The organism is Bradyrhizobium sp. Pa8 (genome assembly GCF_052588265.1).
Genome location: NZ_CP176767.1, coordinates 1,725,890 through 1,749,677, shown reverse-complemented (window position 1 = coordinate 1,749,677; position 23,788 = coordinate 1,725,890). Strand labels below are relative to the sequence as shown.

At 59.7% G+C, this 23,788-nt stretch carries 17 protein-coding genes, 3 pseudogenes and 2 riboswitches; of the genes and pseudogenes, 10 read left to right on the top strand and 10 right to left on the bottom strand.

Going from position 1 to position 23,788, the window contains the following annotated elements:
• Positions 1-19 precede the first annotated feature (19 nt).
• The 5 genes and pseudogenes from ACKWRH_RS07975 to ACKWRH_RS07955 all read left to right on the top strand — a co-directional run.
• Positions 20-1,019 (top strand): annotated as a pseudogene (locus ACKWRH_RS07975) (IS481 family transposase).
• Between the two features lie 306 nt (positions 1,020-1,325).
• The gene (locus ACKWRH_RS07970; protein ID WP_445220044.1) at positions 1,326-2,036 is read left to right on the top strand and encodes a hypothetical protein; all 711 of its coding nucleotides are present in this window, start codon (positions 1,326-1,328) and stop codon (positions 2,034-2,036) included.
• Complete coding sequence (locus ACKWRH_RS07965) at positions 2,033-3,274, top strand: copper amine oxidase (protein WP_445220043.1); 1,242 nt, start codon at positions 2,033-2,035, stop codon at positions 3,272-3,274. Before ACKWRH_RS07970 ends, ACKWRH_RS07965 begins: the two co-directional genes overlap by 4 nt.
• Before the next feature lie 271 nt (positions 3,275-3,545).
• On the top strand, positions 3,546-3,866 hold the full coding sequence (locus tag ACKWRH_RS07960; protein WP_445222350.1) for a S8 family serine peptidase: 321 nt from the start codon (positions 3,546-3,548) through the stop codon (positions 3,864-3,866).
• A gap of 22 nt (positions 3,867-3,888) precedes the next feature.
• Positions 3,889-4,323 (top strand): annotated as a pseudogene (locus ACKWRH_RS07955) (S8 family serine peptidase); the annotation flags it as partial.
• Between the two features lie 325 nt (positions 4,324-4,648).
• Here ACKWRH_RS07955 and ACKWRH_RS07950 read toward each other — a convergent pair.
• The 5 genes from ACKWRH_RS07950 to ACKWRH_RS07930 all read right to left on the bottom strand — a co-directional run bounded on the left by ACKWRH_RS07950 (position 4,649) and on the right by ACKWRH_RS07930 (position 7,033).
• On the bottom strand, positions 4,649-5,320 hold the full coding sequence (locus tag ACKWRH_RS07950; RefSeq protein ID WP_445220042.1) for an RES family NAD+ phosphorylase: 672 nt from the start codon (positions 5,318-5,320) through the stop codon (positions 4,649-4,651).
• Positions 5,317-5,784: an MbcA/ParS/Xre antitoxin family protein gene (locus tag ACKWRH_RS07945; RefSeq protein ID WP_445222349.1), complete on the bottom strand. Its 468-nt coding sequence runs from the start codon at positions 5,782-5,784 to the stop codon at positions 5,317-5,319. Before ACKWRH_RS07945 ends, ACKWRH_RS07950 begins: the two co-directional genes overlap by 4 nt.
• A gap of 606 nt (positions 5,785-6,390) precedes the next feature.
• Positions 6,391-6,594, bottom strand: coding sequence for a hypothetical protein (locus ACKWRH_RS07940; protein WP_445220041.1), 204 nt, complete (start codon positions 6,592-6,594; stop codon positions 6,391-6,393).
• Entirely contained in the window at positions 6,591-6,788 is a 198-nt protein-coding gene (locus ACKWRH_RS07935) for a hypothetical protein (protein WP_445220040.1), read from the bottom strand. The genes ACKWRH_RS07940 and ACKWRH_RS07935 overlap by 4 nt, the downstream gene beginning before the upstream one ends.
• Positions 6,785-7,033, bottom strand: coding sequence for a hypothetical protein (locus ACKWRH_RS07930; protein ID WP_445220039.1), 249 nt, complete (start codon positions 7,031-7,033; stop codon positions 6,785-6,787). Before ACKWRH_RS07930 ends, ACKWRH_RS07935 begins: the two co-directional genes overlap by 4 nt.
• Before the next feature lie 968 nt (positions 7,034-8,001).
• Positions 8,002-8,219, top strand: a riboswitch (cobalamin riboswitch).
• Positions 8,220-8,339: 120 nt separating this feature from the next.
• Between ACKWRH_RS07930 and ACKWRH_RS07925 the strand changes: the two genes are divergently transcribed.
• Entirely contained in the window at positions 8,340-11,243 is a 2,904-nt protein-coding gene (locus ACKWRH_RS07925; RefSeq protein WP_445220038.1) for a ribonucleoside-diphosphate reductase subunit alpha, read from the top strand.
• Between the two features lie 10 nt (positions 11,244-11,253).
• Positions 11,254-12,408: a ribonucleotide-diphosphate reductase subunit beta gene (locus ACKWRH_RS07920; protein ID WP_445220037.1), complete on the top strand. Its 1,155-nt coding sequence runs from the start codon at positions 11,254-11,256 to the stop codon at positions 12,406-12,408.
• Between the two features lie 145 nt (positions 12,409-12,553).
• Here the strand turns inward: ACKWRH_RS07920 and ACKWRH_RS07915 are convergent, their stop codons facing one another.
• The 4 genes from ACKWRH_RS07915 to ACKWRH_RS07900 all read right to left on the bottom strand — a co-directional run bounded on the left by ACKWRH_RS07915 (position 12,554) and on the right by ACKWRH_RS07900 (position 18,026).
• Positions 12,554-12,682 carry a hypothetical protein gene (locus tag ACKWRH_RS07915; RefSeq protein ID WP_445220036.1) on the bottom strand — a complete coding sequence of 43 codons (129 nt, stop codon included), beginning with the start codon at positions 12,680-12,682 and terminating at the stop codon, positions 12,554-12,556.
• A 141-nt stretch (positions 12,683-12,823) separates the two neighbouring features.
• Positions 12,824-13,957: a lyase family protein gene (locus ACKWRH_RS07910; RefSeq protein WP_445220035.1), complete on the bottom strand. Its 1,134-nt coding sequence runs from the start codon at positions 13,955-13,957 to the stop codon at positions 12,824-12,826.
• A gap of 501 nt (positions 13,958-14,458) precedes the next feature.
• Positions 14,459-16,207, bottom strand: coding sequence for a carbohydrate porin (locus ACKWRH_RS07905; protein WP_445220034.1), 1,749 nt, complete (start codon positions 16,205-16,207; stop codon positions 14,459-14,461).
• 889 nt (positions 16,208-17,096) lie between these two features.
• Positions 17,097-18,026, bottom strand: coding sequence for a TauD/TfdA dioxygenase family protein (locus tag ACKWRH_RS07900; protein ID WP_445220033.1), 930 nt, complete (start codon positions 18,024-18,026; stop codon positions 17,097-17,099).
• 454 nt (positions 18,027-18,480) lie between these two features.
• On the opposite strand from ACKWRH_RS07900, the gene ACKWRH_RS07895 reads away from it, so the two are divergent.
• The 3 genes from ACKWRH_RS07895 (at position 18,481) to ACKWRH_RS07885 (ending at position 22,241) form a co-directional block, all read left to right on the top strand.
• Entirely contained in the window at positions 18,481-18,657 is a 177-nt protein-coding gene (locus ACKWRH_RS07895) for a hypothetical protein (RefSeq protein WP_445220032.1), read from the top strand.
• 142 nt (positions 18,658-18,799) lie between these two features.
• Positions 18,800-19,024: riboswitch (cobalamin riboswitch) on the top strand.
• A 104-nt stretch (positions 19,025-19,128) separates the two neighbouring features.
• Positions 19,129-21,456 (top strand): 5-methyltetrahydropteroyltriglutamate--homocysteine S-methyltransferase, encoded by a 2,328-nt coding sequence (gene metE, locus ACKWRH_RS07890; protein WP_445220031.1) that lies wholly within the window; start codon positions 19,129-19,131, stop codon positions 21,454-21,456.
• Positions 21,457-21,764: 308 nt separating this feature from the next.
• On the top strand, positions 21,765-22,241 hold the full coding sequence (locus ACKWRH_RS07885) for an avidin/streptavidin family protein (protein WP_445220030.1): 477 nt from the start codon (positions 21,765-21,767) through the stop codon (positions 22,239-22,241).
• Between the two features lie 9 nt (positions 22,242-22,250).
• On the opposite strand, the pseudogene tnpC reads toward ACKWRH_RS07885, so the two are convergent.
• A pseudogene (gene tnpC / locus ACKWRH_RS07880) lies at positions 22,251-23,783 on the bottom strand (IS66 family transposase).
• Positions 23,784-23,788: the final 5 nt, after the last annotated feature.

Here is a 23,788-nt window from a genome sequence, read left to right as displayed (position 1 = left end):
CATTCGCGCGAAAGTCGGAATGCTGGAATTGGCCAAGCAGCTCGGCAACGTCAGCCAAGCTTGCCGGATGATGGGCTATAGCCGCGACAGCTTCTACCGGTTCAAGGAACTGTACGACAAGGGCGGCGAGCTGGCGCTGATTGAGATCAGCCGCAAGAAACCGATCCTGAAGAACCGTGTCGCGCCGGAGGTCGAGACGGCCGTCGTTGAGCTGGCGATCGAGCAGCCGGCCTGGGGCCAGGTGCGGGTCAGCAATGAGCTCAGGAGCCGCGGCCTGTCGATCTCCCCGTTCGGCGTGCGGGCGGTGTGGCTGCGTCACGACCTCGCCAACGTCAAGAAGCGGCTGACGGCGCTGGAGGCCACGATGGCCCAGGACGGCCTGGTGCTGACCGAGGCCCAGTTCGTTGCGTTGGAAAAGGCCAAGTCCGAGAAGGAGGCGCACGGCGAGTTCGAGAGCGAGTCCCCCGGCTATTGTGGTGCGCAGGACACCTTCTATGTCGGCAACATGAAGGGGGTCGGGCGGATCTATCAGCAGACCTTCATTTTTCACCTACAGCAAGGTGGCGTTCGCCAAGCTGTATGATCGCAAGACGCCGATCACGGCGGCCGAACTGTTGAATGACCGCGTGGTGCCGTTCTTCGATACGCGGGGCATCCCGCTGAACCGGATCCTGACCGACCGCGGCACCGAGTATTGCGGCAATCCGGAGCATCACGAATACGAGCTCTACCTCGCCGTCGAGGACATCGATCACACCCGCACCAAGACCAAGAGCCCACAGACCAACGGCATTGTCGAGCGCTTCCACCGCACCGTGCTCGAGGAGTTCTATCGCGTCGCGTTCCGCAAGAAGATCTATCCGACCATCACTGCGTTGCAGAGCGATCTCGATGAGTGGATCGCTGCCTACAATGAGGTGCGTCCGCATCAGGGGCGCTGTTGCTACGGCAAAACGCCGATGCAAACCTTGCTTGACGCAAGTGCTCTGTCGAGAGAGAAATTGTTGCCGGCTGCGTGAGGTCGGACATGAAATCTTTGTCGGACACCTGCCGCGACAAAGCTCCCACTGTCAGCTCAAGTCCCTTCTTTTACAATTGCAGTCAAATCCCGGCTCGCCGGGGCGCGGAGGCAAGGGTGGCGACAATTTCTTTGGACGCGTACAGAACGTCCAGTCATCAGACAACCTGTGCCCTCAATCCAGCTTGCCGTATCAGCTTAGGCGTGCTATGATCATTTTTACACCCTTATTGCTTGCAGGCCACCATTGCGGTGAGTCGATGCGACCTCCTCTCGCGGCGCAAGTGGCCCTGAAGGGGACAGACCCATGGTCCCTCGCTGCGTACTTGGGAACGTGCTTCTCGCGGCATTGTCTTACGCCGAAATCGTGCTGGCCCAGGCTCCGCCTCCAGGCCCGCCCGCGACCATGCTCGGAGCGCACCAGTCGGTCGCGATGACGACCGAGGAACAGCTCTCAATCGAGAGGACGATTGTTTCTGATCCGCGCGTCCGCGCCATAGTGAGCGAGGCGAAACCGCGCATCATTGCGGCTGCCGACGAACTGGATAAGTCTGAGGCCCAAGCCTTTTTGGAGGGAAGGACAACTACGCCACCGACGCGGCGAATCACAATAGTGGTGATCAATCCCAAGTCGCAGCAAGCGGCCCGCGTTTTATTCGAGTTGCCGGATAACCGTATTTTAGCGGTCGAAAGCATCCCCACTTCTGACGTTCCCTTCTCCAGTAATGACGCTGATGAGGCTTTGGCCCTCGCCGTCGCCAACCCTAACGTGCGTCGTCTCGCCGGCGATAACTTAGACCGTTTCCAGATTCTCGAGTCGGGAAGCGAAGCGCGCGTTCCATTCGCTGCGCAAGCACTTCCTGTACGCAGCGCAGACCCGCGCGATGTCTGCAGTACCGATCGCTGCGTTGATCTCATCTTTCGAACGGAGGACGGTTATCTCCCGTTCCGCGTGCACGTCAATCTAACCAGACGCACGGTCGAGATACATGGTGGTGACGGAGGGCAGCATCGATGATCAACATACTTCGTTTGCGACTCTTGGTCCTCGCTGCTGCTTCGTTAGTGGTCTCGATCGGTACAGGGAGCGCACAACCGGTTCCGACTGTGCCACCGATCTTCGCCGCATTCTGCCCCAATGCGATCACTCAGAACTTCCCGACAGCTGGGCCAGTGCAGACGACGTGGTGGATCTGTTGGCGTGAGGTCGCAGGCAACAACAGCATCGCCAATCCGAACGGCCTCGTGATTGGTCCGGTCTATTTCCGTAAGTCAGCGACTGGTCCCTTCATCCGTGTTCTTTGGGATATGCGGGTGTCTGAGTATTTCGTGCCGTATCATCCTGGGAGCCCGCGGTACTATGATTTGAGCGGCTTCAATTTCAGACTCACCGACGTCAGTGCCGCGGACTGCCCTGCCGCTGTTGGCGGCGCGCCAATCAGCCCGCACGTTTGCAAGGAAGTGCGCGACCGCGGCCTAATGTGGAAGGACTTTGGTGGAGTGCGACGCGGGGAGGAGCTCGTGCTGTGGGGCGCAATCAACGCCGCAAACTACCGCTACATTCAGGAATACACCTTCCGCGATGATGGCGTCATCACCGCACGGATGGGAGCGACCGGGCAGAATTTACCGGGAGCAGAGCTTACGCCCCATGCGCACAATGCGATATGGCGAATCGACATCGATCTCAACGGCGTCACTAACAACGCAGCGCGGCTGCAGCATATCGAAAGTCCATTTAACCCCGCCGGCACCGCGAACGACACAGCGATCCCCATCACGGTGGCGGAAGGCTTCCCTTGGTCACCGCGTACTCACGACTCCGTCGAGATTAGCAACCCCGCGTTCAGCAATGAGCAGGGCCATCTCTCTTCGTACCAGCTTGTACCGCTCGTGACGGGAGGAGGGCTTACGCGGCATTTCGAGGCGTTTACGCGGAACGAATTCTGGGTAACGCCATACAACCCTACGCAATTCGCGGCTAAGAACCTACCTACTTATGTTGCAGGTCAGCCGACAGTAATGAATAGGGACATCGTAGTTTGGTACAAGGGTTCGCTCCATCATCACCCGCGCGACGAAGACGGCATCTACGGCCGGGGCCACCGTTGGATTGGAACGGCCCATGTCATGTGGACGGGGTTCATGCTAGTGCCGCATAATCTTTTTGACTGTTCGCCGCTCTACCACAGACCATTCCACCCGGAGCTTAGCCTTGAGCTATGCCCGGTGCCTCTGGTAGTTGATCCAGGTTGAAGCGTAAAAGAGCCTGCAGCTACTGCAGGAGGTGGTTCCTCACCTGTCACTTGTTGGTTTTTTTGAACCTAGCCGGGGCGTGACCGAGCGATTAGAAACTCCACCGGTGCAGAGAGCCGCAAGCATCGCATCGAGCGTTACGAACGCCGTTCGCGCCGGCCCTTCACCGTAGCGACTTGATGGCGGGTCATAGAGATCCGCAAGCGGGGCCAGCACATTGGGCGCGTCACGGCGGACAGCGCGGCCGAGGCAATCGACAGGCGATTGAGGAATTTGGAATCATGCCAGAGCGAGCGAAGCGGTTGGTCGCGCAGCGGGCGGGTTAGCCATAACTCAGGGAACGTCAAATGATGATGATGGTCATGGCACACACGTCGCCGGCATCATCGCGGGCCGAAAACTCCTCGGCGCCACCGGCTCCGCGCCTGACGCCGAGGTCTATGCGGTCAAAGTGTTGGATGGCAATGGAAATGGATCGACCAGCTGGGTTATAGCGGGTATCGGTTGGGCAGCCGCACGCGGAATGGAGGTCTGCAACCTAAGCCTCGAGCACGGTAGATTCGGTAGGAGCTCCGTGGAACGCCGCTCTTGAGGCTGCGGGTGCCCAGGCCACCGCAGCAGGATCGCTACTGGTTGCGGCAGCAGGCAACTCAGCTTTGACCGCAAAACCCTGGGTTGGCAACCCAGCGAGATGCCCGAGCTTTGTAGCGGTCGGTTCGATAGGTCAAACGAAGGTGCGTTCTCCCTGGTCGTCATTTGGCAGTACTTTGGGACCTCTCACTCAGGTCGAACTCGTGGCCCCCGGCGAAAGGATTCTATCCACAACTGTAGGAGGTTCGACCGGCGCAATGAGCGGCACCAGTATGGCTTGTCCCCATATAGCTGCCGCCGGGGCGTTGCTAAAACAGCAACATCCGGCGTGGAGTCCTGGCCAGATTCGAGATCAATTGAAGCGCACTGCCGAGGACCTCGGAGTAGTCGGAAACGACGACGAGTACGGCGCGGGGCTAGTAGATTGCGAGAAGGCTGTCTTTCCATTCGGAATATGATTGCGAATAGCAGCATAGCCTCAAGGCTTGGAGAATCACCGAAGACATATGGCGCAATAGGCACCGCAACGACCACCCGTAAGCGTCGTACCTGATGGCGAGGCGACGATTGCCCCGGCCCACGGCGGAGCCAAGAACACCCCCCGTTCACAGCTCAGTGTCTAAATGTACAGATACGAGTGCTCTCCGATAGCTCTTCTGTCCGCTCCCCTGACGCTCCCCTCCGTGGGAGAGCATTTTTGCGCATTGTGCTAGCTGCTTTCTACACACCTTACAAATTCAGTGAGTACTATGTTCGTTTTAATGCTCCGTCATCAATCATCGATCACACCGATAGTTTGCGAACGTCGATCATGCGCGATGTTGCCAGCACCGTAATCTCAAAATGATCTGTCTGTACGATGTCTGTGATGTTGCGCGGCCGATGCGCAACGACGTTACTGCCGGTCCGCCGTCGCAGGCTATCGTACAGCAGTCCCGCTCCACCTGACGCGCGAACCTCCTCGCCAAGCTTCTGCGAGGCATCATAGCGATCGCTCGCATAAACGTCAGGGCGCGTGGCCTGCTGGCCTCTGATGTCGAGATAGTCGCCCAATAATGTAGCGGCATAGGCCCGGTAGGTCCGGGTCATCGTGGCGACATCTCGGGCGACCGTCTCGCGCCGCAGGTGGTGACCGACCTCGGCAGTTGCAGTCCGGATATCGTCGGCCGCGTACCACGCACCAAGCTCGGGGCCGTTGAATCGCATCCCGCCGGGAGCGACGTGGAGAAAAGCCGCCATAACGATGCTGGCATTAGGCACCCCATAAACCCACTCGCTCTGCGGCAACCGGTCGACGCGATCGGCAACAAGCCGATCATTGGTCCAACCGACCAGTTCCATCACCGCCGCAAGATCGGCGGCGGTCGCGACGGTATCGAACAGCCCGATGGGAGGAAATTGCGACGGAATCAGGCGATGGGCGGGCTGCGGCGAGGCCGCGAAAGTATCCGTCACCGGAACACGATTTCCGTGTCGTCGTACGGTGCGAACGCCTCGTCAATCGTGTTCGGCTGCATGTAGAGTCCGCCGCGCGCGCCGTCGAGGAAACGGCGCACCGTGAGCAACCCATCCTGGGATCCGCTGGTGACGAGATCGAGCGGCGGTCGCCCGCCGAAGACGACAGCGTTATGCGCGGTCCGCAACCACTCAACGCCGAGCCGCTCCGTCGGAAAGAGAATTCCGAGAGCTTGATGGATGCCGAGAACCGCAGAGATGCGCGAGAGAACATCCACGTCGAGGGTGAAGGTGCCATGCTCGCGCGCCTGCTTGCACCAGTTGTGATATGTGGATCGCGACGGATACCCGAGCACTAGGAGACGTTGCTCTTCGGTTAATCTCCACAGATCCGCGATCGCGAGGAAGGTCCGCAGCCCGGGGGGACTGAGCCGCCTTCGATTGGCCGGCGCAAAGCGCGAAATATCCAGCCGCTGCGGCGCGGTTCCCGTCTTAGCTGGGTGCGGCTTACGATCGGCTAACACGGCCCACTCCTATGTCAGATATGGACATAATCCAAATCTGGACAACATTCAAGCAGCATTTGCGATTTTCTCCTCGCGGCGCGGGGTGCCGCACCTTGGTACCTGCGTTGAGCATGTCTTGCGGCGCCAAATCCCGCAGCGACGACACGAGAAAAAATGGAACCGCGAAACAGGGCCGTGGACCGCAGACCGTGCTTAACAAAGCCCGACCTTACACCTTCGACAGAAAGCGTCAAAAAAAGCAAAGCGGATCAATCACTTCCTTGCTAGTTGACAGAACCGAAGAGCACTATGCAACTAGTGCTCACCGCAGCCCTTTTGCCAAAAGTGTAAGGTAACGCGGACCAAACCCCGTGGCACGACAAAGCCCCAGATACCGGCCGGCATCCGGGGCTTTGTCGTCGAAATTGGTGATCTATCGGCTGGGGAGTTTGCGGGCCTGCCGGCGGTCACGGTCGGCGAGGAGCCTGACGCGCCGCTCCTCCCTCCGCGTCAGCTCGCGGTCTCTGAAGTCGCTGGGCAGCCGCGCCGTCGGCAGTGGCGCATTCATCTGGTCCGAGCGCAGCCCGTAGGATTCGGGGCGTTGAGCTGCCAGGTCACGAACTTCTCGAGCAACGCCTCGTTCTCCTGGCGCAGCTTCCGGTTCTCGTCCTGCAACGCGGTGATCCGCTCCGCTAGCGGCTTGCGCTTGGCCGGAGGGAGGCCGTCGCGCAGCCGCTTCTTAGCTTGGACATAGGCCCGGTAAATCACCGGATGGACTCTAGCGCCTGGCGGCTGAACCGCCTCCCGATCAGCGCCTCGACCCGCGAGACCACCGCGCTCCAGGTGATCTTCGGTTTGGACCACTGCCGCAGGTCGGCCTCGATCGCGGTGATGTCCGTGCCCGAGAGGCGGTTGCCGGACCGGAAGCGCCGAACCGGCCCATGGTCGGTGGCGAGGCTCATGGCGCGGCCTCGGCCTCGGCGAGCAGCGCCGGAAGATCGAGCTGGGCGTCGTCATGGACGGCCATCGTCGCCTCAAGGGCAGCCACCTCCCGCATCAGGTGCCGCGCATGATTGCCGGCGCCGACCTGCCCGTCCTCCGCTTCAGCATTGGCCCGCTCCAAGAGGATGCGGTTTTCGCGCAAGCTCCGCGCGATCTCCGTCCGGTGCTCCCGGTCTGCGAAGCCGAGCAACAACGGATTGATCATGCGCGCCCCGTGGCGCATTGGACGGGTAGTCCCAAACGGAAAAACTCGGTCAAGGATTGGGCACAAGGAAAAAGGGGCAAGGATTCGGCTGTGTGACGGGTGCGGGAACGGTGTATGCTGGGTGCTCCACAAGGGTGCTACACAGAGCTTCATCAGGCTTGTGAAAATGGCCCCTACATTGCCGGGGATTCCCGAGGTCTCGATCAAGTGGCGGAGAGGGAGGGCTTCGAACCCCCGATACGTCGTCGTCCCCAGACCTTAGGCTTGCCAGACCTCAAAGTTCCAACGATCGAATCAGCCGCGTGCTTCGGTTGTCCTCGTCGGACCAGGACGATGTAGCGCCTCCGCTTCTGCGCCGGTGGGATTTTCCGGAGTCAACGAGGAGCGCGAGGTGTTCAAGAACGGGTTCGAGGCCGGCGACGATATCAAGCTCCTAGCCGAGAAGCTCGGGATCGAGCTCGAGCTCCACGAGCTCGGCCCCTGGCGCATGTGACGGGCCCGGACCTTCGATGACCGCTGCGATCCCTCGTGCGCTTGCGCCATGTAGCTCGTGGTCCGTGTGCGCCAGCTCGTCTCGTAGATCGGCGTGGCGTGGTGCTTTCTCCCGACTTTGGTCTTGCACGTCTATCGACTAGTGTCTTCGCACCGTCATTAGGATCGGGAGATGCCCGTGCACAGTAGCGAACGCAACACAACTGGATGCGCGGGCGATCCGGATCCGCCCTGTCCCAAGGCGCCACGAACGAACGGTTCGACGTAGATTGCAACGCTCAGGAGCTCGATCGCCGCTTCAAACCGCGGCAGCACAAGGGGATGCCATCAACTGCGGCGGCGTTTACCATGATTTGCGGGAGAACATACGCGCCATGCGGGCAAATTATGCCCGAATTTACATCCGGAGATGTCAGAGGCAATCCACAAGCGAACGGTGCCGGCAAATCAGCCGTTGACAGCCGCCCCGGAATATCACCACATATGGGTGTCACGGTTCCGCCGGATCGCAAGATTTGGTGGCTAAGAGGGAAGCCGGTGAACCGCGCGAAAGCGCGGAATTCCGGCGCTGCCCCCGCAACTGTCAGCAGCGAGCTGCTTCCGAACAAGCGTCACTGGTGTCTCACGCGCCGGGAAGACGGGAAGAAAGCGATGACCTGCGAGCCAGGAGACCTGCCGTGACGATCTGAACGTCCACGGGCGGGGTGTCCCGGCGGTCGCTTGCATGCGCCGTCGGCATTTGTCTGCCGGCGATTCTGCAGCGTCCTTCCTCAACGCCCCGTTCAAGAAACAACGCGCATCACGGGGCCTATTGATGTCACTGAACCTGCACGACGCGGAAGGTTCTTCCGCACCGATCATCCAGTTGCGTTCACAGTCACTTGCGGCTGCTTCCAGCGAGCCGGCCATGCAGATCATCCGTCGCAACGGAAAAGTCTCGCCGTTCGATTCCGCCAAGATCGCGGTTGCCATGACCAAGGCCTTCCTGGCCGTGGAAGGCACGAGCGCCGTCGCCTCGCGCCGCGTCCATGAAAGCGTCGAGCAGCTCACGGCCGAAGTCGTCGCGGCGCTGATGCGGCGCGCGGGCGAGGGACGCACCTTCCATATCGAGGACGTGCAGGACCAAGTCGAGCTCGCCTTGATGAGGAGCGAGCACCACAAGGTCGCCCGCGCCTACGTGCTCTATCGTGAGGAACGGTCGCGCCAGCGCGCCGAGGAGGCGGCCGCGCTGCCGGCGCCTGCCGCCGCGCCGGCCCTGCATGTCACGTTGGCCGACGGTTCGCGCGTCGGGCTCGACACCGAGCGGCTTGCGCTGATCATCGGCGAAGCCTGCACCAGCCTCGATAGCGTCTCGGCCGCGCCCGTACTCGCCGAGACCACCCGCAATCTCTACGATGGCATCAGCCAGGACGAGATGGCGCTGGCGTCGATCATGGCCGCGCGCACGCTGGTCGAGCAGGAGCCGAACTACGCCTATGTCAGCGCCCGCCTGTTGCTCGACAAGCTGCGCGGCGAAGTGCTGTCCTACGTCCACAGCGTGCCGACATCCGCCTCGCAGGCCGACATGGCGACGCGGTACGTCGACTATTTCCCGGCCTACGTGAAGACCGGCATCGCCGCCGAACTGCTCGATCCCGAACTGGCCCGCTTCGACCTCGGTCGGATCGCCGCGGCGCTCAAGCCCGAGCGCGACCTGAACTTCCAATTCCTCGGCCTCCAGACGCTGTACGATCGCTACTTCCTGCACGTCCGCGGCAAACGGATCGAGCTGCCGCAAGCCTTCTTCATGCGCGTGGCGATGGGTCTGGCGGTGCGCGAGATTGACCGCGAAGCCCAAGCAATCGAATTCTACGATCTGCTGTCATCGTTCGATTTCATGGCTTCGACGCCGACATTGTTCAATTCGGGCACGCTCCGCCCGCAATTGTCGTCTTGCTTCCTGACCACCGTATCTGATGATCTCGACGGCATCTTCAAGTCGATCAAGGACAACGCGCTGCTCGCCAAATATTCCGGCGGCCTCGGCAACGACTGGACCCCCGTTCGCGGCCTCGGCGCGCACATCAAGGGCACCAACGGCGAAAGCCAGGGCATCATCCCGTTCCTGAAAGTCGCCAACGACACCGCGATTGCCGTCAACCAGGGCGGCAAGCGCAAGGGCGCGGTGTGCGCCTATCTCGAGACCTGGCACGTCGACATCGAGGAATTCCTCGACCTGCGCAAGAACACCGGCGACGACCGCCGCCGCACCCACGACATGAACACCGCCAACTGGGTGCCGGACCTCTTCATGCAGCGCGTCGACAGTGACGGCGAGTGGACGCTGTTCTCGCCGGACGAGACACCCGACCTGCACGATCTCTACGGCGAGGCCTTCAAGACAGTTTACGAGGCCTATGAAGCAAGGGCGAAGGCCGGCGCCATGCGCGTCTTCAAGACGGTGCGCGCGACCGATCTCTGGCGCCGCATGCTGACCATGCTGTTCGAGACCGGCCATCCCTGGATCGCCTTCAAGGACCCCTGCAATCTGCGCTCGCCGCAGCGCCACGTCGGCGTGATCCACTCGTCGAACCTCTGTACTGAGATCACGCTGAACACTTCGGCCGACGAGGTCGCGGTCTGCAACCTCGGCTCTGTCAACATGCTCAGCCATGTCGGGCCTCACGGCCTCGATCAGGCCAAGCTGAAGCGGACGGTGACGACGGCGGTGCGGATGCTCGACAACGTCATCGACATCAATTTCTACACTATCCCCGAAGCGCGCCGGTCCAACATGCGCCACCGGCCGGTCGGCCTCGGGCTGATGGGCTTTCAGGAAGCGCTTCAGGTCCAGCGCATCCCGATCGCGTCGGATGCAGCCGTGGCCTTTGCAGACGTCAGCATGGAAGCGATCTCGTTCCACGCGATCGAAGCGTCGTCCGACCTCGCCGCGGAACGCGGGCGTTATCCGAGCTACGAAGGCTCGCTGTGGTCGAAGGGCGTCCTGCCGATCGACTCCATCCAGCTTCTCGTAGATTCTCGCGGCGGGCTCGATCTCGATCGTTCGGCGACGTTCGATTGGGACCGCCTTCGCAAGAAGGTCACAGCAAGCGGCATGCGCAACTCGAACGTCATGGCGATCGCGCCGACCGCGACGATCTCCAACATCTGCGGCGTCTCGCAGTCGATCGAGCCGAACTATCAGAACCTGTTCGTCAAATCGAACATGTCTGGCGACTTCACGGTCGTGAACGAGTTCCTGGTCCGCGACCTCAAGGCTAAGGGGCTGTGGGACGAGGTGATGGTCTCCGACCTCAAATATTTCGACGGCAGTGTCGGTCAGATCGACCGCGTCCCGGACGACCTCAAGGACCTCTACGCCACCGCCTTCGAGATCGACAGCGCCTGGCTGATCGAGGCAGCCGCGCGCCGGCAGAAATGGATCGACCAGTCGCAGTCGCTCAACCTCTACATCGCCAATCCCTCCGGCAAGAAGCTCGATGCGCTCTACCGGCTGGCCTGGCGGCGCGGCTTGAAGACGACCTACTATTTGCGCTCGCGCAGCGCCACGCATGTCGAGAAATCGACGTTGAAGGGCACCGACGGAAAGCTCAATGCGGTGTCGGCGTCTGTGGCGGTGTCGCACGCGCCGATCATGATACCGACCTCTGCGGTGCCGGACCTCGACGGCATCAAGGCCTGCCGGATCGACGATCCCGAATGCGAAGCGTGCCAGTGAGGAGATGACGATGCTCGACTGGTCCGATACCGAAACCACAGCGGCCGCTCCTGCCGTCTCAAGTCTCGCCACCGCACTGCGTCCGCAGACCCAACTCAAGCTCGAGCCGGCCGACCCGACCGGCTTAGGTGCGATCGATCGCGCCGGCGGCCGCGTCTCCGTCGACGAGAAGCGGATGATCAACTGCCGCGCCGACGTCAACCAGCTGCTTCCGCTGAAGTACAAATGGGCCTGGGAGAAGTATCTCTCAGGCTGCAACAATCACTGGATGCCGACCGAAGTTTCGATGCAGGCCGACATCGCGCTATGGAAGTCGCGGGACGGGCTGACGGAGGACGAGCGGCGCGCGATCAAGCGCAATCTCGGCTTCTTCGCAGCCTCTGAATCGCTCGTCGCCAACAACATCGTGCTGGCGATCTACCGTCACCTCACCAATCCGGAGTGCCGGCAGTACCTCCTTCGGCAGGCCTTCGAGGAGGCGGTTCACACCCACACCTTTCAGTATATCGTGGAAAGCCTCGGCCTCGACGAGGGCGAGCTGTTCAACATGTACCGCGAGGTGCCGTCGATCACGGACAAGGCGGCCTGGGCGCTCAAGCACACGCAGCACCTGGACGATCCGTCGTTCCAGACGGGGACGCCGGATAGCGACCGCGCCTTCCTGCGCGATCTCGTCGCCTTCTATGTCGTGTTCGAGGGGATGTGGTTCTACACCGGCTTCGCGCAAATCCTGTCGCTTGGCCGCCGCAACAAGATGGTCGGTATCGCCGAGCAGTATCAATACATCCTGCGCGACGAGAGCATTCATCTCAACTTCGGCATCGACGTGATCAACCAGATCAAGATCGAGAACCCGCATCTGTGGACGGCGGCGTTCCAGGACGAGGTTCGTGGCATGATCCGCGACGCAGCCGAGCTGGAGGCCGCCTACGGACGCGATACGATGCCACGCGGCTTCCTCGGGCTGAATGCGGCGCTCTGCGAGCAGTACATGCACTTCATCGCCAACCGCCGCTGTGCGCAGATCGGGCTCGCGCCTATCTTCGCCGAAGTCGAGAACCCGTTCCCGTGGATGTCGGAGGCGATGGACCTGAAGAAGGAGAAGAACTTCTTCGAGACCCGCGTCATCGAATACCAGAATGGAGGTGCCTTGACTTGGGAATGACCGGAGCTCGATCGCCCCCGAGAGCGTCGCGACGGTTTGCGAGGTCGTTCGGCGCTTGATGCGCGCCGCTGCGAAAGTAAAAGCGTTGCGGACTTCCTCGATCCGGTCCCTCTTCTTCGCGATTTGTCCCTTTGGCAGATCTGCCTTACTCCGCTGTGCGCGTCGAGACAACGGCAGCGCGGCGCATGAGTGAGTGCGCGTCTTCCTGCCCCAGCAATCCACGATCGATGGCGATCTCGACAAACGATCGATGTTCATTGAGCGCTGTCCGCACGATCGCGGCGACACTTGCGTGCCCGAACTCGGGTACCAGCGCTGTTGCTAGCGCAGACGACGCAAGCAGATTCTGCCGACACCGCTCCTCATTCACTATAAGCGAGCGCACACATCGTTCGCGCAAGATCGTCGCGGAACGCTAGAGGAGAGTGATGGAATCGATCAGGCGATCGCAGACCAGCATCCCATAGCAATTGATCTCCAGCAGTCCTTGCTGGCAGGCTATTGCTATGGCTGCATCGTTCCCGGCGATGGCAAACGCTGCTTGGCAGACGGCCATTGGAACAACAGGATTTATCTTGCCCGGCATAATCGAAGATCCAGCCTGGATCGCTGGCAACGTAACTTCTCCGACAGCGCCGACGGGACCTGACGAGAGCACAACGAGGTCGTTGGCGATCTTCCAGAGCGAACTTGCAGAATTTCGGATTTCAGCCGACAACCGGGCACACGCGTCTAGGTTCTGCATTCCGTCGAATGGATCGGTTGCTGGTTTGATCTCGTTGCCTACCAGCGCTGACAAGTGGCGGAAAACCGCCTGCTTGTAGCCCGGCCTCGAATTTAATCCGGTACCAACCGCAGTTCCGCCAAGTGGAACGACCAGGAGTTGCCGCCGCAACTCCTCGACATGCTTGGCATGGCGTTCTATGACCGCCTCGTATCCCCCGAATGTCTGACCAAACAGCATTGGAACGGCATCCTGCAAACATGTCCGACCAAGCCGCAGAGTTTGCGAATGCTCCTTCTTCTTCTCCGAGAACGCGGCGGCCAGTTGCGTCAAGGCGAGCGAAGTCCCCTCCGATACCCGAAAGACCGCAAGCTTCATGGCCGTCGGAATCACGTCATTGGCGGATTGACCGAGATTGACGTGATCATTTGGATGGACAAAGGCGTAGTCGCCGATTGGCTTTCCGGTCAGCCGCGCGGCCAAATTTGCGATCACCTCATTGAGATTCATATTGGACGATGTGCCACCCGAGCCTTCGAGTAGGTCGACAATCAGGTGGGTATCGTGCTTTCCGGTGCGGATCTCTTGGGACGCCTCAACGATGGCTTCCGCTTTCTGCGCTGAAAGCGCGCCGATCTCTTTGTTGGCAAGCGCCGCTGCTTCTTTTATCATCGCCAGTGCGGGGACAAACTCAGGCAGCGTCGCGATCGTGCGCCCGGTTATTGGAAAATTCTCCAAAGCCCGAAGAGTATTGATGCCGTAGAGCGCGTCCGCGGGCAGTTCCCTCTCACCAAGAACGTCTTCTTCGGTTCGCATTTGGCCCATGCAGCAACTTTTTCCTGTTTCTACGGGTGCCCATCGATATCCCCAACGGAACGTCGCCGGCGTCGGACAATGAGCGAGACGCCATCTCTAGCAACTTCAGCCGCAATTTGCGCACGGCCGCGAGTTGCAAGGTCAAATCGTAGAGCTGCCCTGGTGAGCACCGTTTTCGGCTTCTAGCGGCGCGAGCCGATGTCCTGATCCAAGATACCGCGAGCTTTGCCAACACATTGCCAATCTTGATACCCTATAGAAGGATCAAACGAGATAGAACAGATCTGGGCAAATGGCGCATGCCGTCTGATGCAAATTGCGCCTGATGCCAAACTGCATGAGACCAAGACCACCCGAAGACTGATGCAGAACCTTACCATCCTGTCTCGACACAGCTTGGCCTCTCTGCGGTGGCGTCACGCGGGTTGGCTGCGATGTTCCCTTTAACCTGCTAGTATGGCCGAAAGCGTTCCAAGATCCACATTGGCCAAACCGCGTTTTTTCCGAGGCCTAGAAGAATATCGAGGTGGACACCAACAAGTTCAGCGCATGTCCCGTTCTGGGTGTGTAGGTGATGCTTGTCGGGTTATTGATGTATGTCAGTCCTAAGCTTGAATATATCCCGGGCGCCAGATGCGCCGTGTATGTTGCCGAAATCGCCGTGCTGTCGCGATGCACAAGATGGCCCTTGGCCACAGCAGCATCCACTACAACGTTGCTCCACGCGGTGTTGGTGGCAACAATAGCAATCTGATCACGTGGACGGCTGTCAAACAGCCCCTTGGCGTAAAGACGGAGCTCGTAATACTGACTCACTCTGTTTAAATCGGGCGGCGCGTACATCGCAGAGAATCCTGCATAGATACCACGAGCTGCCGAGTCTTGGACATCAGACTGCCAGAGTTGCCTGTCCGCTGCCACGTAATAGATGCTATTTGCGCCGGCTCTCGGCTGCGTCGGATGCTGCAAGTCGGTGAAGCTGCTATTGTTGAAACCGGCACCTGCCCGCAACCACGTCTCTGGCAAGCCTGGAGCAGCTTTGTTCTTATAGCCAGTTTCGTCGAGAAAAAGAACGCCCGCGTTGGTCGTACCCCAGTCTAACCCGGTCGGATTTTCGTTAATGTGCGCAAACTGACCGTCTGGACTGAGTGAACGCTGTATTGACATCCTATTGTAGAAGCGATCATCGAAATTGTACTTCAGATTGAGAGCCGGCGTCGGCGCGGCGTTGTTGCTCATGCCTGCTTGGTATAGGATATTCGACGAAGCTCCAAAGACATTTACTGCTGCGTTCCCTCCGACTATGGTACCCACGAATTCATTTATGTTTCTGAGATAGCCCATTTTGAGTTCGAGTTTGCCGCCAAAAAACGTCTGATAGTAGGCAATCGTATTGATCCCAAATCTATCTGGCCCTCCGGGCTTCCATGTCCAATATTGCTGCTGGGCTCCCACGATGATCTGACCATCGGGAATCCCAAAGCGACTGAGATCGTACGTCACGATCATGAAGTTCAGCGTATTAAATGTCGGGTTCTGACCAGAATATAGTTGGTCGCGGATGGTGCTCCTCGCTGCATTTGGCAGTTGATTGACTACGAAGGCGTTCACCGTCCCGCCAACATAGCCAATCCCGACGTCCGCCAGCGCAGATCTAACGCCGCCTTGATCCTGATCTATCGTATCGGCCGGTCCGGGAATATTGAGCCACATGCCTTTTTCGCGGAGGTGCTCGAACTTTGCAAACCGATCGACATTCTTTTGAGTTTTTTTCCTTGCAATAGCATCCGCACTGTCGGATTTTGGCGCAATTGAATTCATAGCCTGTGCGAGCGCCGAGCCATCGATGGGACGCGCTACTCGTTGGGACCAGAAGCTGGATCTAATAGCCGGATGGTTCTTCTTTTGAATTCTTCCTTGAGCAACCTCACTCGAAGTGCCGCTTTTGGGGCTAGGCACGTTGGCAGCTTGTGCCGGCGCCGCGCCCCCGACGGGACTCGCCGCGAGGGACAGTGCCACAGCAAACCATCTCTGCGTGTCGCCTTCATGAAGCTTCGTTTTCAGCGCGCTAACTGCAAGACAAAGCAATTGACGGGCCCGCAGCCCCGAGACATTTGAAGTCCGAGCGGCGATCGACGACGCGCAAGAAACTTCACTATCGACTTCCATTTGACGTGAGAGAACGCAGTATGAGGAGACCTCATTGCTGCAGATGACGAGACAGCAGATCCATCCGGCCCGTTGGTCGGCCAGATCCATCTTGCATCCCGACTTCCGTAACGTGAGAGGCACCAATTTTCGTTGACCCACGATTGCCATATGCCCGCCATCTCCATCAATTGCCAAGGTTGGTAGGTGACCGAGCGCAAGGCGTTGCGTATCGATTCGTGTCATCGAACTCCAACGGACCGCATACTCAAATTGGCGCCTGTTTCTCCGGGCATCCCGCACCACCGATTTATTCAAGAATTAATTCGGGACATGGGCTTGCAGACACTGAGACGCGCAAAGCGTGCTCTTGACATCGTCGCTCACGACGACTTGGAGTGGATTGACTGCTGGAAGAACAGAGCTTCTTCGCTGATAGCGCGCTTCTCAAAGGCAAGGACGCGAGTACAGTGGAAACACCTTCAAAGCGGCAAGCCAGCCTTGCTGAATGTAGGAATTCGTGCAGATGATCGAATGCACCTTGCGGCAATCTGCTGGATATTGCGATGGACTGGGCGGCGTTTCGAACTTGTCCGAGACGAATACATGCTGATTCAGTAGCCCCGGCAGAGGCTCGGCAGAGGCTCGGCAAGAGCCGAGGCTAGTGCGCGCATGGGCAAGCAAGCCGATCCAGAGCCCAGAAGGAAGTAGTCGGGCGCAAGAAAACGTGAACGAGAGACGCGCGCCCCTATGCAGCCGCAACGAAAAGCTAGCTCCGCCTCTAGCGGTTCGTTCATTTGCAATGCTACGCAGCTGCTCAACCCAGTACAGCCTCTCTGGAATCGAAGCTGCTTGTGATTTGAGAGCTGGCAGCACGGCGTTCAATGACATCATTGAATGAGGCGGCGAACTAGGCTGCCAAATGCTGCATGAAGTGATCGGGCGAACGAAGGCAGAGTCTGTACTGCACGTATTGCGGTCAATCCTTCCTGTGAACCCGCTAAGCGACCTTCGCGACAGGCTCCTTGGTCGCTTTTATGCGCGTTACGCTGTTCTGACCATCGATGCTGACGGGTACCTCGCCTGCGACGGTGGCGCGACGAACGACGCGATGCTGGTCGCCGTAATCATTCACGGCGTAATGTTGCGTGGCGCGATTGTCCCAGATCGCTACATCACCTTCCTGCCAGCTCCAGCGCACGGTGTTTTCGGGCGCGGTGATATGAGACTGAAACAGATCAAACAGCTTCTGGCCGTCGTATTTCGGGAGACCAACGAATCGTTGCACCAGGGCGCCGAGCACCAGCGTGCGTTCGCCGGTCTCGGGATGGACGCGCACGACGGGATGCTCCGTCTGATAGATCGTTTTCGTGAAGACTTCGTCCAAGTGCTTCTTGTCGAGCTCGCTGGCGCGGGGCAGTATTGCATAGTCGAAGGCGTTGCTGTGGACGGCCCAGAGCTTGTCCGCAAGCCGTTGCAGCGGCGGTGCCAGGTCGAGGTAGGCCGTGACGGTATTTGACCAGACCGTATCGCCACCGAACGTTGGCATCACGATGCCTCGGAGCACCGCGATCTTGGGGTAGGCATCGATGAAGGTTCCATCGGTGTGCCACAGGTCGGCCCGGCTACCGGCGCGAGCCGAATCAAGCTCGATGATCGACGCCGTCCCCTTAATGGCACCGAGCATCGGATGAGGCGCCAGACTTCCGAAACGAAGAGCAAAGCGCTCCTGCTCGGCGTCGTCGAGATGACCCTGGTCGCGAAAGAAGACAACCTTGTGCTCGAGCAGCAGCTCATTGATGGCGGCGATCGTCTGGTCCGGCAAATCACCGCACAGGTTGATGTTTCTAATTTCTGCGCCGATGCGCGCTGCGCGTTTGATGACGTCGGCGCGAGGAATGACGCTGTCCGACACGATCGTTGCACTCATAGCGGCACTCTCCAAATTTGCGGTTTGATCCCCAGGCCGAGCTATTCAGCTGCGATAGAACCTGTGGAACGCCAAGTTGCGGACCGCATAACCAAATCCGTCAAGATCCGTGGTGACAGCGACGAACCACCCCCTTGTGCGTTCTTCGGGATCTCGGACAGGTGAGGTCTGACCCTGCGCGACGGGCTTTAATCTATGATTGACCGGATCCATCAGCTCGATCAATTGCTAACATTGGTAGTTGATCGCGACACAAAGCATACGCTTCGCTGGGCGATTGATGCAGAAATTGCAGCTCCGTTCAGCGCCGTGTTGGATAAAAGAAATGAGAGAGGGTCCGTGAGATCGATTCTGATTGAATTGCCGCGCTAAAGAGCCGCAGTGGTAACCCCAGGCGATGGAAGGTCCCAAGCGCTCTCCACTTCCATTCAAGGCGCGAGGCCTATCGACAACAATGGCCCTCAAGGGGACGCTGGCCGAGATCGATGTTGCATCCTTGGTCGAGCTATTCGATCGGTGTGGCGGTCTTCACAGCGTCGAAATCCGACAAATCGGCTACGCGATGATCATGTGGCCGCCGCCCGGCGCTCCGGATGGTATGGCCTATGAAACGCATTACGGCGCAACGTGACGGTGTTGCGGCCAAGCTCGTCGATCTGATGCAAGCGCACAAAGCCAGAGAGGCCGATGATCTCCATTGTTGAGACCATCGTACCTGCCGGCATGCCGCAGAAAAGCTGATCCTCAGAGGTTGACGTAACCGTTCGGTTACAGATAATCGAAGGCGTCGAGGTTCTCCAGGTCTCGCTTGATCTGGAGCTAAGAGGGGAAGCCGGTGCGCTCTCGATCCTTTCGGATTGAAGTAATGCCGGCGCTGCCCCCGCAACTGTAAGCGGCGAGCCTGCATCCACACGTGTCACTGAAGCAGAGGCTTCGGGAAGGCCGGATGTAGGCGATGACCCGCGAGCCAGGAGACCTGCCCCGACAACATAATCGTCCACGGGCGGGGTGTCCCGGTGGTACGCCAAGCAGCAGGCGCTTTCGTGGCCCTCCTGCCTGCGTCCGCCATGGCCTTTGCCCCCACCACAATGGGGTTAAAGCTATGTCTCTTCTCTCCCTTCCTGTCGCAACCCTCGGCATGCCACGTATCGGGCCACGCCGCGAACTCAAGCAGGCACTCGAAGACTTTTGGGTCGGCAAGATCAGCGACCAGCAGCTTCTTGAAACTACGGCCGGTCTTCGTGTCGCCAATTGGGCGCGTCAGAATTCGCTTGGCGTCACCGTCATCCCGTCAAATGACTTTTCACTCTATGATCAGGTTCTCGACACGAGCGTCATGGTTGGCGCCATTCCTGAGGCGTATGGCTGGGAGGGCGGTCCGGTCTCGCTGAAGACCTATTTCGCTATGGCGCGCGGCTCGCAAGGCGAGGATGATGACGCGAGTTGCAGTCATGCCCATGATGCCCGCGGCTCTGCCGCGCAGGAGATGACCAAGTGGTTCGATACTAACTACCACTACATGGTGCCCGAATTCCACAAAGGTCAGACCTTCAGGCTCTCCTCCCGAAAGCCGATCGAGGAATATGAGGAGGCGAAAACCCTTGGCTATCAAACGCGTCCGGTTCTGGTAGGACCAGTCAGCTTCCTGAAACTCGGCAAGAGCGCCGATCTGGCGTTCGATCCGATTTCGCTGCTCGATAATCTCGTGCCGGTCTATGTCGAGGTGCTCAAGGAACTGGCGAAACGTGGAGCCGAGTGGGTCCAGCTTGACGAGCCGTGCTTGGTGCTTGATCTCGACGAGACCACGCGGAATGCGCTCCAACGCGCCTATAAGCGTCTCGTCAAGGAGGTAGCTGGCATCAAGGTCATGCTTGCCACTTATTTCGGGGCGATCGGCGACAATCTGGCGACCGCTCTGGCGCTGCCTGTGGCCGGACTGCACGTCGATCTTATCCGCGCTCCCCAACAATTGAGCCAGATTGAATTCGGCGCCCGCGCGGACCTCGTGATTTCGCTCGGTGTGATCGATGGCCGCAATGTTTGGCGTTCCAACCTGTCGGCACTTGTGGAGCGGTTCAAGCCCGTCATTGCAAAATTCGGCAAGGATCGCGTGCAGCTCGCGCCCTCTTGCTCGCTCTTGCATGTCCCCATCGACCTTGAGCTCGAGACCGATCTCGATTCGGACGTAAAGAGCTGGCTTGCCTTCTCGGTTCAGAAGATCGGCGAGCTCACGGCCTTGGCGAAAGCGCTTGCGGGCGACGAAAATGTCGCCGCGCTTGCCGAATCAGACCTTGCGGCCATGGCTCGCCGAGTATCGTCAAAGATCCATGACACGGCCGTCGCGCAGCGGACGGCTGATATTGGCGATGATAAGCGCTACCGCAACAGCGCTTTTGCGAGCCGGGCCGAGGTTCAGCGCAAGCGATTCGGCCTTCCGCTTTTCCCCACGACGACAATCGGGTCGTTCCCGCAGACGGCTGACGTTCGCAACACCCGCGCCGCGCATGCCAAGGGAAAGTTGACAGACATGCAGTATGAACAATTTCTGAAGAAGGAAATGGCTCAAGCCGTCCGCTGGCAGGAAGACATCGGGCTCGACGTGCTCGTCCACGGCGAGTTCGAGCGCAACGACATGGTTCAGTATTTCTCTGAGCAGCTCTCCGGATTCGTTTTCACCAAGCACGCTTGGGTGCAGTCTTACGGCTCTCGTTACGTTCGTCCTCCGATCCTGTTCGGCGACGTCTCCCGACCGAAGCCGATGACCGTCGACTGGTGGAGCTACGCGCAATCGCTGACCAAAAAGCCTATGAAGGCAATGCTTACGGGGCCAGTGACGGTCCTGACTTGGTCGTTCGTCCGCGACGACGTTCCGCGCAGCGAGGCCTGCCGTCAGATCGCGCTCGCGATCCGTGACGAGGTCGCCGACCTCGAAAAGGCCGGCGCAACCATGATCCAAATCGATGAGGCTGCGCTTCGCGAAGGTTTGCCGCTCCGCCGATCCGACTGGAAACCTTATCTCGACTGGGCAGTGGACAGCTTCCGCATCTGCTCGTCCGGCGTCGCCGATGCAACGCAGATCCATACCCACATGTGCTATTCGGAGTTCAACGCCATCATCGATGCAATTGCCGCGATGGACGCAGATGTCATCTCGATCGAAACGTCCCGTTCTAAAATGGAGCTGCTCGATGCATTCACGGCCTTCAAATACCCGAACGACATCGGCCCCGGCGTCTATGACATCCACTCTCCGCGCGTTCCCGAAGCCGGTGAGATGGGAGATCTCATCGCGCTGGCTCGCCGACGGTTGTCGGACTCACAGCTCTGGATCAATCCGGATTGCGGCTTAAAGACTCGCAAATGGGACGAAGTCCGTCCGGCGCTCGTCAACATGGTCGCGGCGGCCCGTGAGCTGCGCAAGGCTTCCTGATGCCAGCGTGACACTACGATAGAGTCGGGTTCGTTCGACGGAGCTTGAGCTCCGAGCGGATCAAATAGAACGTCGCGCAACGGCATCGCCCGCAGCAGCTTCGCCAGCGGGATCGACGAAGACGGGGTTTATCGGAGGCAAGTGGCCACGCCGATACCCCCGTATCCGTACCATTTTTGCCGGACAGAATTGGAACGTCGTTCACATTTCAATCTGTAAGAGATACCACGTTCGATTACCCGTTTAAATTGCCTAGACAGAGTTTTATAACCAAGTCGCTCCGCTACCGGAGCGATATGGAGTCGGAAATGTCTCAAGCAAAGTGGAAATTGACGAACTGGATCGGCGCGGCCTGCCTAGGTCTACTCCTAGCGGCGCCTGCAGCGGCGCAACCGATCTGGACCCGGACCAACCAATACGGCTCAACCTTGGCGGTCGACAATTATAATCCAAACACAGGCGCGATTTCCGGCACTTACACGAACAATGCGAGCAATAGCTGCGATGAAGGCGCCCCTCAGTCGATGACGGGCTGGCTCGCACAGACCAATAGCGGCACGGCGATCAGCTTTTCGGTGAATTTTATAGGTTGCGGCTCGACTACCGTGTGGACGGGACAGCTGAACGCTGCATCTGGATTTCAGGGGCTTTGGCTACTTTCACTCGCCGAACCGGTGGCATGGAATGGCATCAGCGCCGGTGCGGACACTTTCACCTTCGCAAGCGGCGACAAATCGAAATTACCGTTTGCTGTCGGAGAGGCGGCCAAGAGCGGCGCAGGGTAAGCGTTGTTTTCAGGCCACGTCCTGGAGCACCGGGGTAACGAGATAGGCCCATGGCAGCAGCTCGTCGATTTGACTATTCGGGTGACCGTTGACGATCTTTGTGATGACGTCGGCGAGGTAGACGTGCGGTTCGATGCCCGTGAGCTTGCAGGTCTCGATCAGCGAGGCGATGACGGCTCAGTGCTCGCCGCCGCCGTCGGAGCCTGCGAAGAGTGCATTTTTGCGGTTTAGTGCGATCGGCCGGATCGCGCGTTCGACGACGTTAGAGTCGATCTCGATACGGCCGTCGTTGAGGAAGCGGGTCAGGCCCTCCCAGCGCGAGAGCGCATAGCGGATTGCTTCAGCGAGTTTTGTTTTCTGACTGATCAGAGTGAGCTTGGCGTGCAGCCAGGGCTCAAGCTCATCGATGACCGGCCGGCTCCTCAGCAGCCTGGCCTCGCGCCTTTCCTCTGCGCTGCGGCCACGGATATCACTCTCGATGGCATAGAGGCCGGCGATGCGTTCGAGCGCTTCGCTGGCGATCGGCGCCGGGCCGGCCGCGGCGAGTTCGTAGAAGCGTCGGCGCACATGGGCCCAACAGAATGCGAGTCGCACGTCGCCGCGCTCGGCGAGCACGCGATAGCCGGCGTAGCCATCGACCTGAAGGGTGCCCGCAAAGCCTGTGAGATGGGCGATCGGTCGCTCCGCCTTGCGATCGGGGGCGTAGACATACGCCACGCCGGGCGGGTCGGTGCCACCCCAAGGGCGATCGTCGCGCGCATAGGCCCACAGCTGGCCGGTCTTGGTCTTCCCGCGTCCTGGATCGAGCACGGGCGCCGTCGTCTCGTCAGCGAACAGCTTGGCCGAGGCCTTGAGCCTGGCGAGCAGACGTTCGTGTACCGGCCGCAGCAGGAAGGCGGCGTGGCCGACCCAGTCGGCCAAGGTCGAGCGATCAAGCGTGATGCCCTGCCGCGCATAGATCTGAGCCTGCCGATACAGCGGCAGATGATCGGCGTATTTGGCGACGAGAACCTGCGCCACCGTCGCCTCAGTCGGCAACCCACCCTCAATCAGCCGCGCCAGCGCTGCCGCTTGCACAACTCCGCTCTCGCAGGCTCGACAGGCATATTTGGGTCGACGCACAACAAGCACGCGGAACTGGGCCGGGACGATGTCGAGTCGTTCGCTGACATCTTCGCCAATCCTATGCAGTGCGTTGCGGCAGCATGGGCAGACATGATCGTCGATGTCGACCATCATCTCGATGCGCGGCAGATGCTCCGGCAGCGATCCACGATTGATGCGACGCTTGGCGGCATGGCTTGCGCGCTCGGCTGGTGCCGCCGCTTCGTTCTCGGCTTCGCCGCTCGCCACAGTCTGCTCGACTTCTTCGAGGCCGAACAGCAATTGATCTTCCGGCAGCGTCTCGGCCCGTCGGCCAAAGCGGTGACGCTGCAACTCCTTGATGATTTGCTCCAGCCGTTCGGTGCGCGCACGTTCCGCCAGCAGCATCGCCTTGAGCGTGCCGGGGTCGTCGGGAAGCGCGTCCATCGTCGCCGTCATGATGC